Annotated in this window: 11 protein-coding genes; 4 read left to right on the top strand and 7 right to left on the bottom strand. The window is 72.5% G+C overall.

The genetic code is table 11. From position 1 onward, the window contains the following. Positions 1-37: 37 nt before the first annotated feature. The 6 genes from ABT247_RS25415 to paaK all read right to left on the bottom strand — a co-directional run bounded on the left by ABT247_RS25415 (position 38) and on the right by paaK (position 6,309). Positions 38-322 (bottom strand): hypothetical protein, encoded by a 285-nt coding sequence (locus ABT247_RS25415; RefSeq protein ID WP_350746273.1) that lies wholly within the window; start codon positions 320-322, stop codon positions 38-40. Between the two features lie 126 nt (positions 323-448). Continuing rightward, positions 449-1,120 carry a class I SAM-dependent methyltransferase gene (locus tag ABT247_RS25410; RefSeq protein ID WP_350746270.1) on the bottom strand — a complete coding sequence of 224 codons (672 nt, stop codon included), beginning with the start codon at positions 1,118-1,120 and terminating at the stop codon, positions 449-451. A 30-nt stretch (positions 1,121-1,150) separates the two neighbouring features. After that, positions 1,151-2,419, bottom strand: a complete 1,269-nt coding sequence (locus ABT247_RS25405; protein WP_350746276.1) for a sugar ABC transporter permease — start codon at positions 2,417-2,419, stop codon at positions 1,151-1,153. Between the two features lie 68 nt (positions 2,420-2,487). Further along, complete coding sequence (locus ABT247_RS25400; protein WP_392902166.1) at positions 2,488-3,267, bottom strand: ATP-binding cassette domain-containing protein; 780 nt, start codon at positions 3,265-3,267, stop codon at positions 2,488-2,490. Between the two features lie 121 nt (positions 3,268-3,388). Then, positions 3,389-4,528, bottom strand: coding sequence for a sugar ABC transporter substrate-binding protein (locus tag ABT247_RS25395; RefSeq protein WP_350746264.1), 1,140 nt, complete (start codon positions 4,526-4,528; stop codon positions 3,389-3,391). A gap of 446 nt (positions 4,529-4,974) precedes the next feature. After that, positions 4,975-6,309, bottom strand: a complete 1,335-nt coding sequence (gene paaK / locus ABT247_RS25390; protein ID WP_350746261.1) for a phenylacetate--CoA ligase PaaK — start codon at positions 6,307-6,309, stop codon at positions 4,975-4,977. A gap of 278 nt (positions 6,310-6,587) precedes the next feature. On the opposite strand from paaK, the gene ABT247_RS25385 reads away from it, so the two are divergent. The 3 genes from ABT247_RS25385 (at position 6,588) to ABT247_RS25375 (ending at position 10,084) form a co-directional block, all read left to right on the top strand. Further along, a complete protein-coding gene (locus tag ABT247_RS25385) occupies positions 6,588-8,138 on the top strand; it encodes a hypothetical protein (protein ID WP_350746258.1) in 1,551 nt (516 codons plus the stop codon). Between the two features lie 156 nt (positions 8,139-8,294). After that, a complete protein-coding gene (locus ABT247_RS25380) occupies positions 8,295-8,570 on the top strand; it encodes a hypothetical protein (RefSeq protein ID WP_350746255.1) in 276 nt (91 codons plus the stop codon). Between the two features lie 350 nt (positions 8,571-8,920). Then, positions 8,921-10,084, top strand: coding sequence for an ROK family protein (locus ABT247_RS25375; RefSeq protein ID WP_350746253.1), 1,164 nt, complete (start codon positions 8,921-8,923; stop codon positions 10,082-10,084). A gap of 145 nt (positions 10,085-10,229) precedes the next feature. Here ABT247_RS25375 and ABT247_RS25370 read toward each other — a convergent pair whose 3' ends face one another. Next, positions 10,230-11,003 (bottom strand): GntR family transcriptional regulator, encoded by a 774-nt coding sequence (locus tag ABT247_RS25370; protein ID WP_350746250.1) that lies wholly within the window; start codon positions 11,001-11,003, stop codon positions 10,230-10,232. A 396-nt stretch (positions 11,004-11,399) separates the two neighbouring features. Between ABT247_RS25370 and ABT247_RS25365 the strand changes: the two genes are divergently transcribed. Beyond that, positions 11,400-12,197, top strand: a complete 798-nt coding sequence (locus tag ABT247_RS25365) for an exodeoxyribonuclease III (protein WP_502892502.1) — start codon at positions 11,400-11,402, stop codon at positions 12,195-12,197. The last annotated feature ends 897 nt before the right edge of the window (positions 12,198-13,094 follow it).

Here is a 13,094-nt window from a genome sequence, read left to right as displayed (position 1 = left end):
GGTCGCCGAAGCCGGCGACCGCCGGACCCAGCGGTGATCAGATGTGGTGGCTGGTGTCCTGCTCGGTCTTCTCGATCTGCTCGATCCGGCGCTGCAGCGCGTCGGCCTGGGCACGGGCCTTGCGCGCCGCGTCCCGCTGGCCCGCGCGGTCCAGCCGGTCGGCCTTCTGGCGCAGCTCGGCGACCTGCTGGCGCATCTCCCTGAGGTCGACCTTGATCGAGGCGGCGGCCGCCGGCTGGGCGGAGGCGACCTGGGCGGCCGTCGCCAGGGCGCCGCCTGCCAGGGCGGCGGTCAGGACGAGGGCGGACATGCGTCGACGCATGGGTGACTCCTTACGGTGGTACACGGTTCACTGACTGGACATCAACCGATTACCAGTCAGTAACCATCATGACACGGTCCCGCATCGCCCCGTGCCCCCGCTCCGACCCGACCGGTCGCACACCCGTCAGCCGAGCCGCCACACCGTGGTGGTCTTGACCGCGGTGTCCTCCAGGTCCGCCACCACCGGCACCCGGTACGCCGCGACGGCCGTGAACCGGTCCCTCGGCAGGTAGGCCCGCCCCGGATCACCGACGATCACGGTGGCCCCGCGGGCCGCGGCCCGCTCCAGGAACGGCAGGAAGCGGGCGGCCATGGCCCGTTCGTAGAACACGTCCCCGGCGAGCACCACCTCGGCGGGTGCGCCGTCGCCGTCCACCAGGTCCACCAGTGCACCGTCCACCCGGACGCCGTTGGCCTCCGCGTTCAGTCCGATCGCGGTCACCGCGTAGGCGTCGATCTCGGCCGCCCGGACGGTGGCGGCGCCGCTCAGCGCGGCAGCCACCCCGACCAGTCCCGACCCGGCGGCGACGTCCAGGACGGCCCGCCCGGCGACCAGTTCGGGGTGGTCGAGCACGTGCCGCGCGACCGCCACCCCGCCGGCCCAGGCGAAGGCCCAGAACGGCGGCGGCAGTCCGGCCCGACCGCGCTCGCGCTCGGTGGTCTCCCACAGGGCGATCGCGTCCGGCGCCATGTGCAGCCGGATCTCCGGCACGAAGGGGACGGGCTTCAGCTCGGTCTCCCGCCGGATCAGGGCGAGGTCGGCGTCCGCCTGAGGGGTTCGCAGCTCGATCGGCATGCCCGCAGCATAGGGCCGGCGCGGTGGGCCTCACGCCCGGCCGGCGGCCTTCTGGGTGCGGCGGGCGAGCGAGTCGACCACGACGGCGGCCAGCAGCACCGCACCGGTGATCATGAACTGGATGGCGTTGCTCAGGCCCTCGATGTTCATCCCGGACTGGATCGAGCCGATCACCAGCGCGCCGAGCAGCGCCGACCAGGTCTTGCCGCGTCCGCCGAACAGGCTGGTGCCGCCGATGACGGCCGCCGCGATGGCGTTCATCAGCAGGTTGCCGCCGCCGGAGGTCTGGCTGGCGGACTGGATCTGGGCGGCCAGGAAGAGGCCGCCGATGGCCGCCATGGTGGAGCAGATGGTGAAGACGCTGATCCGGATCCAGGCCACGTTGATGCCGGCCCGGCGGGCGCCCTCGATGTTGCCGCCGAGCGCGAACACCTGCCGCCCGTAGGCGGTGCGGCGCAGCACCCAGTCCAGCACCACGATGAAGATCAGGAAGATCAGGAGGGCGAGCGGCAGTCCCTTGTACTGGTTGAGCGTGTAGGCGGCCAGGAAGGCGATGATCGCCAGCAGCACGGTGCGCAGCACGATGTCGGTGACCGGTCGGTACGGCACGCCCGCGGCCCGGCGCCGGCGGGCGTCGATCAGTGAGGCGCCCAGGAACAGCAGCACGCCGACCAGCGCGGTGCCGTAGGCGGCGGCCTGCTGGCCGTAGATGGTGCTGTAGAGCCTGGAGACGATGTCCGTACCGGACAGGTTGACGGTGCCGCTGGCGCCGAGCACCTGGAGCATCAGGCCGTTCCAGCCGAGGTTGCCGGCCAGGGTGACGACGAACGCCGGGACGCCGACCTTCGCGAAGAAGATGCCGTGGATGGCACCGACGATCGCACCGCCGGCGATCGCGGTGATCAGCGCCACCCACTGGTTGACGCCGTTGGTCACGTTGAGGACGGCGTAGATCGCCGCGCACAGACCGCTGACCGAACCCACCGAGAGGTCGATCTCGCCGAGCAGCAGCACGAAGACCACGCCGATCGCGATCATGCCGGTGCCGACGATCTGCTGGGACAGGTTGGACAGGTTCTGGGCGGACAGGAAGCTGCTGTTGAGGCTGCCGAACACGGCCCAGATCACGATCAGGGCCAGCACCACGGGCAGTGAGCCCAGTTCGCCGCTGCTCATCCGGCGCCGGAACTCGCCCAGGTAGCCCTTGACGCCCTCCTGGCGCACGATCAGCCGCGGGTCGACGGCGGGTGTGGCCTCCGGGGCCACCGGCACGGGCGCGTTGACCCCGCCCGCGGGCATGCTCTCCTCGGGCAGGTGGTGGTGGCGCCCGGGTTCACCGCCGGGAGCGCCCCCGGGGAAGTTCTCGCTCACTGGGAACCCTCCTGGCCACGGGCCTTGCGGCGGGTCACGGCGTTGTCCGTGGCGCCGGTGATGGCCGAGATGATCTCTTCCTGGTTGGTGTAGCGCTTGTCGAAGACACCGTTGTTGCGGCCGAGGCGCAGCACCGCGACGGTGTCCGCGACGGCCATCACGTCCGCCATGTTGTGGCTGATGAGGATCACGCCGTGGTCCTGCTCGCGCAGCCGCTCGACCAGGTCGAGCACCTGGGCGGTCTGCTCGACGCCCAGGGCGGCGGTCGGCTCGTCCAGCATCACGACCTTGGGCGAGCCGATCAGCGCACGGGCGATCGCGACGACCTGGCGCTGGCCGCCGGAGAGCGAGGCGACCGGAATGCGCACGCTGGGGATGCGGATGGAGAGGGTGTCCAGGAGCGTCCGGGAGCGCTTCTCCATCGCGACCTCGTCGAGGACGCCGAAGCGCCGGATCTCGCGGCCGAGGAAGAGGTTCCCGACCACGTCGAGGTTGTCGCACAGCGCGAGGTCCTGGTAGACGGTGGCGATGCCCAACTGCTGGGCGTCCTGCGGGCGGTGGATGGTCACCGGCCGTCCCTGCCACTCGATGACGCCCTCGTCGGGCTGGTGCACCCCGGCGATGGACTTGACCAGGGTGGACTTCCCGGCGCCGTTGTCGCCGACCAGGGCCAGCACCTCGCCGGCGTGCACCTCCAGTTCGATGCCGGTGAGCGCCTGGACGGCGCCGAACCGTTTGGAGACCCCGCGCAGGGCCAGTACGGTCTCACCTGCCACAGTGACCAACTCCCTTGCCCCGCCTCCGTCGTGGAGGCGGGGCCACTCGTCTCGGGGTGCCGTCGGACCAGCGGTGGTCGACGATTCCCGCCGGTCGCGCGGCGCGAATCGCCGGACCCGTCTACTGGAGGCCGGCGGTCTTGCAGGCGGCGGCGTAGTCCGGCGTGCAGATCTGCTCGACGGTGTAGAGGCCGTCCTGGACCACGGTGGTCTTGATGTTGTCCTTGTTGACGACGATCGGGGTGATCAGGTTGGCCGGCACCTTGTTGCCGCTGCCGTTGGTCACGGACGTCGGGGCGAGGTTGCCGAGCGGCTTGCCGGCGGCCAGCGCGACGGCCATCTGGGCAGCGGCGTCGGTCTCCGGCTTGAACGGCTTGTAGATCGTCATGGTCTGGGTGCCGGCCACGATCCGCTGGATGCCGTCGAGCTGGGCGTCCTGGCCGGTCAGCGGGACGCTCAGGCCGGACGCCTTCAGGGCGGTGGCGACACCGGCGGCCATGCCGTCGTTGGCGGAGTAGGCGCCGACGACGTTGCTCCCGCCGATCGCGGTGATCGCGGCGGCGGCCTCCTGGTTGGCCGTGTTCGGGTCCCACTGCGGGGTGTCGTACTCCTTGCCGACCTTCAGCTTGCCGTCGATCGCGCTGTGCGCACCGGCCTTGAAGTCGGCCGCGTTGGGGTCGGTGGGCGAGCCGTTGATCATGAAGATCTGACCGGCGTTGGCCTTGTCGCCCACCGCGGCCACCAGGGCCTGCCCCTGGAGTTCGCCGACCTTGTGGTTGTCGAAGGAGACGTAGGCGTCGGCCGGCCCCTGGGCCAGGCGGTCGTAGGCGACGACCTTGACGCCCGCGGCGTGGGCCTTCTGGACGGAGGACTGGATCGACTTGGCGTCCACCGCGTCCAGGATCAGCACCTTGTCGCCCTTGGTGAGGGCGGTGTCCACCTGGGTCTGCTGGAGGGTCGCGTCCTGGTTGGCGTTGTAGTAGTCGATCTGGGCGTCCGGGGCCAGCTGCTTGATCCGCTGCTCGATCAGCGGCCGGTCGAACTGCTCGTAGCGGGTGGTCTTGCTCTCCGGGAGGAGCAGGCCGATCCGGACGGCCCCCACGGCGACCGTGCCGCTCGCGCTCCCGCCGCCCCCGGCGCTCGCGCCGCCGGACGAACCGCCGCTGGAGGACGACTGCTTGGCGCTGCCGCAGGACGCCGCGCCGAGGCCGAGGGAAACCACTGCCGCCACCGCGAGGACGCGGCGAAGCCCGTTGCTCATGAGGATGCCTCTCCGGTTGAGTCCACCCCCTCTCCACAGAGTCTGGGAAACTCCGGGCCGGACCACGATCCGGATGCGCCGAACGGGCGCGGCTGGACGCCCCACCGGGTGACCGTCTACATTTCTGTAGACGTCGGAGGCGTACGGCATCACCCCCCGGACAGCCGTGCGCCTCCGACGGCCCGTCGGTTCGAGCCGCCGGTTCGGAGGGTCGGCTCAGGCCGCCGGTTCGGGCGGTCGTTTCTCGGCCTGCCGGGTCCGACGGTCGCGTCGGGCCGCCGGTTGGGACGGTCGCTCCTCGGGCCGCCGGTTCGGAGCGTTGGCTCGAGCCGCCGGTTGGGTCGGTCGGGTCCACCCGCCGGTCGGGGCCGCCTGCTCCGAACCCTCGGGCTCGGCGCCGCCGGGCCTCCCGTTCGGCGCCCCGCCCGTCGCCGTGCCCCCGCGGACTACCGCCGCTCGTCGATCACCCGCTTGATCTTCCCGACCGAGCGCTCCAGCGTGTAGGGCTCCACCACCTCGGCCGCGACCGTCACCCCCACCCCGTCCTTCACCGCCCGGACGATCGCCTCCCGCGCCGCCTCCCGCTGCCCGGCGGGCGCGTCCGGGCGCGCCTCGACGCGCACCGTGAGGTGGTCCAGTCGCCCCTGCCGGGTCAGCCGCAGCTGGAAGTGCGGGGCGACGCCCGGGGTGCGCAGCAGGATCTCCTCGATCTGGGTCGGGAAGAGGTTCACCCCGCGCAGGATGATCATGTCGTCACTGCGGCCGGTGACCTTCTCCATCCGCCGGAAGGACGGCCGGGCGGTGCCGGGCAGCAGCCGGCTCAGGTCGCGGGTCCGGTAGCGGATGACCGGCAGGGCCTCCTTGGTCAGCGAGGTGAAGACCAGTTCGCCGCCCTCGCCGTCCGGCAGCACCCGGTCGGTGAACGGGTCGACCACCTCCGGGTAGAAGTGGTCCTCCCAGATGTGCAGCCCGTCCTTGGTCTCCACGCACTCCTGGGCGATGCCGGGGCCCACCACCTCGGAGAGTCCGTAGATGTCGACGGCGTGCAGATCGAGCCGGTCCTCGATCTCGCGCCGCATCTCCTCCGTCCAGGGCTCGGCGCCGAAGATGCCGACCCTCAGCGAGCTGGCGCGCGGGTCGACGCCCTGCTTCTCGAACTCGTCCAGCAGGGTCAGCAGGTAGGAGGGGGTGACCATGATGATCTCGGGCCGGAAGTCCTGGATCAGCTGGACCTGTCGGGCGGTCATGCCGCCGGAGGCCGGGATGACGGTGCAGCCGGCCCGCTCGGCGCCGTAGTGCGCGCCGAGGCCTCCGGTGAACAGCCCGTACCCGTAGGCGACGTGCACCTTGTGGCCGGGGCGGCCGCCGGCCGCGCGGATCGAGCGGGCGACGACGTCCGCCCACATGGACAGGTCGTTCTCGGTGTAGCCGACCACGGTCGGGCGTCCGGTGGTGCCGCTGGAGGCGTGGATCCGGCGGACCCGCTCCATCGGGACGGCGAACATGCCGAAGGGGTAGCCCTCGCGCAGGTCGGCCTTGGTGGTGAAGGGAAAGCGGGCGAGGTCGTCCAGGCTGCGGCAGTCCTCGGGACGCACGCCCGCCGCGTCGAACTTGCGGCGGTAGAGCTCGACGTTGTCGTAGGCGTGCCGCAGGGTGGCCTGGAGCCGGTCGAGCTGGTGGGCGCGCAGTTCGTCGACGCCCATCCGCTCCCCGGCGTCCAGGAGTGCGGGCTCGATCGGCTCCCCCAGGCGTCGGCGCGGTTCGGGTGCGCTGCCGGTCATCGTCGCTCCTTCGCGGGTCGGCCGATCGAGCGAGCCCGACCGATCGTTCGGTCAGGGCGCGCCAAGGCCAAGTAATCCAGCAGCCGCACCCGCTGTCAAGAGATCGCACCGGGCTTCCGGAGGGTCCGGTTCCGAGGTCCTCGCGACGCCCCTCGCTCCGCCCGCTTGGCTGGCCGATATGAAAATCATTACGGAATTTTGACCCATGGACCGCCGCTTCCCGCCCGGACGCATGGTTCAGTAGTGCGGCTTCTCCCCCGCACCCCGGAGTGATCACCTTGGCCTCGACCCCCGCGCTGGTCAGCGCGCTGCGCGAACTCGGCGACCGGCCCGCCGTCGTCGCCGGCGGGCGCACGGTCAGCGGCATGGGCCTGCTGCTCGGCGTCTCCCCGCCGGGCGGCCTGCCCCGGGCCCTCGCCGAACGCGTCGCCGAGCACGCCGCGCTGCCGCCCTCCGCCGCCCGGGCCGCCGAACAGCGGCTGCGGCACTGGGCGGGCGTCCTCGGCCCGCCGCCGGTCCGGCACACCGTGCTGCACCCCGGCACCGACCTCGCCCTGGAACTCGCCCTGGCCACCCTGCTGGCCGGCGGCACCGTGCACTGCGCCGACCCCGACCAGCCCGCCGACGAACTCCTCGCCGCCCTCGCCGCCAACCGCACCACCCACCTCAGCCTGCCCTCCGCCCTGCTCTGGCGGCTCAGCCGGCAACCCGGCCTCGCCGACCACGACCTCCGCGCGCTGCGGCTGGTCCTGCACGTCGGCCCCGAGCCCCGCCAGGACGACGTGTACGCCGCCGTCGAGGCACTCGGTGCCGTCCTCGCCCACGTGCGCGCCCCGCACAGCCAGGCCGAGGCCGCCGACCGCCGGCTGCGCGCCGACGCGCAGGCCGCCACCGCCGCCGCCTGGAAGCACAGCATCGGCGTCACCGCGGACCAGGTCACCGCCTTCGGCGCCCACCTCGACCGGGCCGTGCTCACCACGCTGCTGCACGCCCTCCAGCAGGCCGGTGTGCTCATCGGCCCCGGCCCCGGCCCCGGCCGCTCCGAGCCCGAGATCCTCGCCACCGCCATGGTCGTCCCCGCCCATCGCCCCCGGGTCGGCCGCTGGCTGGCCGCCCTCGCCCGGCACGGCCTGATCACCCACCAGGACGGCGGAGCCCAGGGCCCGCTCTTCCACGGCGCGCCCGAACTCACCACCGCCGACGTCCGGGACGTCTGGCGCCCGGCCGTCGAGGCCTGGGCCGACGGCCTCGGCCCGGCCGCCGTCCTGGACCGGACCCGGCGGGCCGCGCTGCGACTGCCCCGGCTGATCACCGGCGAGGAGGCGCCCCGCCCCGCCACCCCACCCGTGCGCTGGGCCGCCTCCCGCGGCTACCTCGGTGCCGCCGTCGGCGCACTGGTCCGCGGCACCGCCGAAGCCCACGGCGGGCCCGAGCCGCTGCGGGTGCTCGAACTCGACCGCGACGGCACCGAGACCACCGTCGCCCGGGCCCTGACCGCCCGTCCCCGGCCGAACGCCGAGCACCACTTCACCCCCGACGGCGGCCGTTACGACGTCGTGGTCGCCACTGCGACCCGCGGGCCCGAGGAGGAGGTCGCGGCGCTCGCCGGGCTCCTCGCACCCGGCGGCCGGCTGCTGCTGCTCGCGCCCACCGACGAACAGCTCGACCTGCTGATCACCGGCGACACCTACGGCCCGGCCGCCCACCCGGCCGAGCACTGGCGGGCCGCGCTCACCGCGGCCGGCTGCCCGACCGTGCTCACCCTGCCGGAGGACGGCCACCCGATGGGGCTGCTGGGGCAGCGGCTGTTCGCGGCCCGGGTGGACTGACGGCCGGGCTCGGTTCGACGGCTGCTTGGTTGACGGCTGCTCGGTTGGCGGCTGCTCGGTTGGCGGCTACGTGGTTCGACGCCCCGGCCGGTTCGACGCCCCGGCCGCGACGGACAGCCAGGGGCCATGACGGACGGCCACGGCTACGATCGGCCCATGGCCGCTTCCGTGCGCTCCATCCGCTCCCGGGCCTCGCTGGGCTCGATCGCCTCCATCGGCTCCATCGGCTCGCTGCTGTCGATCGGCTCGGTCGGCTCCGTGCTGTCCGTCGGCTCGGTCGGCAGCGTGCTGTCCATCGGCTCGGCCGGTTCGGTGTTCAGCGCCCTCTCGGCGTGCTCCTGGCTGAGCGTCGGCTCGCTGCTGTCGGTCCGCGCCCGCTGGTCGGTGCGCGGCCACCGCCCGGGCGGCGCCGGGGTGGCGGGCCGTCCGTGACGGAGCGCTGGGGCGGGCGACGGGTGCCCGCGGCCGTCCGCAGCCGCCCCGGGAGCCCCGGGCGCCCGCCCGCGTCCGCTCGCCCGTGACCGACCCGTGAAGCCCGGCCACGCGCCACCACCCGGTCCGTACCATTTCGATACCGAAGCCCGGATGAGCTGCGGGAATCCTCGCCGAGCGGGGCGGTCCCCGGGTAGGCTCCGGCATGTCCTCCGGGCCCTCCCGCGGGCGGCCTCCGCGCCGCCCGTACCGCGTTCCGGGGGCACCACGACCCCGCGGACCTTTCGGTGGGCTCCGCGCACTCGACACCGCGCGCCAGGGCAGTCGCGCGAACGGCGAAGGGCATCGCATTGGCGGATCGGCTCACCGGAGGAGACTCCTCGCTGCTGCGGCGGATCAACGCGGCGGTCACGCTTCGGGCGCTGCGGGCCGGCCACTCCGTGACCCTGACTCAGCTCGTCGGCGAGACCGGCCTGTCCCGGCCGACCGTCGAGGGTGTCATCGAGGGCCTGGTCGAGACCGGACTGGTGGCGGAGGTCGAACAGCCCCGGGAGGACGGCCAGCCGGGCACCGGCCGCCGCGGCCGTCCGGCCCGCTGGTTCCGGTTCCGCGCCGAGGCCGGGCACATCCTCGGCATCGAGGTCGGCGTGCACGACATCCGGGTCATCCTGGCCGACCTCGCCGGCGAGGTGGTGGGCAGTCACTTCAAGCCGGTCGACGAGACCCTGGAGGCCGAGGACCGGCTCTCCGCCGTCCGCACCGCCGTCGCCGAGGTGCTGCGCAAGGCCGGGATCTCCCGGGACAACCTGTGGGCGGTCGGCATCGGCACCCCCGGCATCGTGGACCGCGAGGGCACGATCCGGCTCGGCACCGCGATGCCCGGCTGGACCGGCCTGGACCTGGGCGCCCGGCTGCGCCGCTCGTTCCGCTGTCCCGTCCTGATCGAGAACGACGCCAACCTCGCGGCCATCGCCGAGCACTGGCAGGGCTCGGCCGTCGGCGCCGACGACGTGGTCTTCGTGATGGCGGGCCTGAGCCCCGGCGCCGGCTCGTTGATCAACGGGCGGCTGCACCGCGGTCACGGCGGCGCGGCCGGCGAGATCGGCGCCCTGCACCTGCTCGGCCAGGAGGTCACCCCGGAGCGGCTGCTCTCCACCACCGGCAAGCCGCTCAACCCGCTGGACGAGGCGGCCGTCGCCCGCGTGCTGCGGCTGGCCCGGGAGGGCGACGAGGTGGCCAAGGTCGCCATGGACCGCTTCCTCACCCGCCTGGTACAGGGCGTGGCCGCGCTGGTGCTGGCCATCGACCCGCAGCTGGTGGTGATCGGCGGCTGGGCGGCCGGGCTGGACGGGGTGCTGGAGCCGCTGCGCGAGCGGCTGGCCCAGTTCACCCTCCGCGCCCCGGAGGTGGCGCTGGCGGCGCTGGGCTCGGAGGTCGTCGCGATGGGCGCGCTGCGGGTCGCCCTCGACCACGTCGAGGACCAGCTCTTCGCGGTCGACCCGCCCCGGATCTGACCGGCGGGCCGGAGCCGTCCCCCGCGGCCCGGCCCTCCCTCAATCGACAGCACCGGCCCGGACGCCACTTGGGCATCCGGGCCGGTGCTCGAGGGTTTCGGGAAAGGCCTCGGGTTTCGGGGCCGCTTCAGTAAGCGGGTCGGCCTCAGGAGGCGGTGCGGACCTCGGCCCCCGCGCCGACCGGGGTGACCTCGACCAGGCCGGCCTCGCCGAAGGTGAGCTTGCAGGTGTCCGCCCGGTAGGTGGAGACGGAGAGCGCCACCAGCCGGCCCGCGGAGGCGTAGTGGGTGGTCAGCACCAGCACCGGGGTGCCCGGCGGCCGCTCCAGCAGCTGGGCCTCCTCGGCCTCCGCGACACCCAGCTCGACGGCGCGGGACTCGCCGTCCACCTCCAGGCGCTCCAGCTGGCGCAGCACCGAACGGGCGCGGTCGCTCTCGGCCCGGAAACCGGGCAGGTGCGGCAGCGCGGACGCCGGAACGTGCAGCGACTCGACCGCCATCGCGCGGCCCTCGACCATGCGGACCCGGCGGACGGTGTGCACGGTGGCGCCCTCGGCGATCCCCAGCGCCTTGGCCAGCTGCGCGGAGGCGGCGGCGGTGGTGCAGTCGACGGTGCGCCAGGCCTGGCTGCGCCCGGCGCCGGGCCAGCCCTCCTCCTGCCGGTTCACCGGGACGCCGACCCTCGGGGCGGCGATCAGCGTGCCGATCCCCCGGCGGCGCACCAGGCGGCCCTCCAGCTCCAGCTGGTCGAGCGCCTGGCGCAGCGTGGCCCGGGCCACACCGAAGCGGGCGGCGAGCTCGCGCTCGTTCGGCAGGACCTGGCCGGTGGAGAACTCCGAGTCGATGGTCCTCAGCAGCACCGTGCGCAGGTGCCAGTACTTCGGTTCCGGCACCGGCGAAAGCTGTCCCGTCGTTCCCACCGTGTCCTCCACCCTGCTGTGCGTCCGCCCTGACAAGGAGGGCGGATCCCGGGCCCGCTGCCCGCTGTTGCGGCAGGTGGGAGAGCGGGCCTTTATCCGTCCTTCTTTATTAAAGGTCCTTGCAGTAAGCGACCCTAGGTGCTGTCTCGGGAGATGGTCAAGACCAATGACGTCGCTTGGTGCGACTGTCACGGGGATTCATGTCGCGTTCACGACAGTCGCTCTCGACAGCCGTCGGCGACACGCGTTCGCAACGTCCGTCCGCGGCTTCCGTTCGCGACACCCGTCGACGACCGCTGCTCACCACGGTTCGTCCGCCGGCCGTCCGCCACCGGCTGGAGCGCGTCACGCTTCGGGCCCGACCGGACCAATCGGTAGGCTGCCCGGGTGATCGTGGTGACGAGTGTGAACGTGAACGGAATCCGGGCGGCGGCCAGGAAGGGCTTCGTCGAATGGCTGGCCGGAACGGAGGCGGCCGTGATCTGCCTCCAGGAGGTGCGCTCCGAGCCCGGCCAACTGCCCGTCGAACTGCGCGACCTGGACGGTTGGCACGCGGTCTGGGCCCCCTCCGCCGCCAAGGGCCGGGCCGGCGTCGCCATCCTCTCCCGCCGGCAGCCCGAGCGCACCGCGATCGGATTCGGGTCGGCGGAATTCGACAATTCGGGCAGGTACGTCGAAATCGACCTCCCCGGACTGACCGTGGCCAGCCTTTACCTCCCGTCCGGCGAAGTGGGCACCGAACGCCAGGACGAGAAGGAGCGCTTCATGGCGGAATTCCTCGTCCACCTCACCGCGCTGCGCGCCCGCGCCGCCGCCGAGGGGCGCGAAGTCCTGGTCTGCGGCGACTGGAACATCGCCCACCGCCCCGAGGACCTCAAGAACTGGCGGGCCAACCAGAAGTCCGCCGGCTTCCTCCCCGAGGAACGCGCCTGGCTCTCCCGCGTCTACGACGAGGCCGGCTACGTCGACGTCGTCCGGGCCCTCCACCCCGACCGCACCGGCCCCTACTCCTGGTGGTCCTACCGCGGCCGCGCCTTCGACAACGACTCCGGCTGGAGAGTAGACCTAGTTGTCACAACTCCGGGCATTGCGGACAAATGTATCGCGGCCTATGTCGAGCGCGCCGCCTCCCACGCGGAGCGCTGGAGCGATCACGCGCCCGTCACCGCCGAGTTCGACTTCAGCGACAACTGACTTACAGTAAGCCTAAGTTGAGCGGAGCCCAGAAGGACCCCGACCTGCGGCGCCTCCCCAGCCCAGGCCCAATCGCACCAGCGAACGAGGCCTGCGATCTCGCCCGGCCGACTTTTGACAAGTCGATTCGTCGCACCGCCCCCCACCAGCGACATCGCGACCGCTGACTGGCGGGAAGGCCTTGCGGCACCAGCGCGGGATCGACCGGGGTGGTTTCCCCAATCCCCTGCTGGCGTACTCTCACCAGCGAGAGTACGCCAGCGGGGAACGTACAGGCTTCAAGTCCCCATATCAATACTGAGCTTCTCGTCAGGATCTGGGAGAAGTAGGGGGCCGACCTCACGACGTCTACCGCCCAGCCAGGCGCCAGGCCTCCGGGTACGGGACCTAATCCCAGATGGGTACGCCTGTACGTCCCCGTCGAAGAAACCCCCGCGCGTGCGCAGCCGACTCGACGACCGTCCTCGGCAACGTCGCCTCGCGGGAGCAATCCCCGCGTGTGCAGGGCCGATCCGAGGCGCTGCATTTCCTGCACCGCAACGTTGGAGCAATCCCCGCGTCTGCGGGGCCGACTCGTGGCCGGTGAAGGGGCCGATGATCGCCTTTGAGCAATCCCCGCGTGTGCGGGCCGACCCCACCGCAGTACCCGTGTTGATCTTCGGCATGGAGCAATCCCGGCGTGTGCGGGGCCGACATGTGCAGAACGCCATCCCCAACCATCTTCATGGAGCAATCCCCGCGCGTGCGGGGCCGACATCTCCTCGGCCGGGAACTCATCCCAGTTTTCGGAGCAATCCCCGCTCTAGTACTGCAACCGCACTTGATCATGGTTGACTTGGCGAGTGATTGATCTTGGGGTGGGGCAAGTCGAGGAGTGGAAGGCGGCGCTGGCGGGAC

This window comes from Kitasatospora sp. NPDC001539, assembly GCF_040298565.1.
Classification (GTDB): Bacteria; Actinomycetota; Actinomycetes; order Streptomycetales; family Streptomycetaceae; genus Kitasatospora.
The sequence above is the reverse complement of the archived record's forward strand: the minus strand, read 5'-3'. Positions and strand labels throughout refer to the sequence as shown.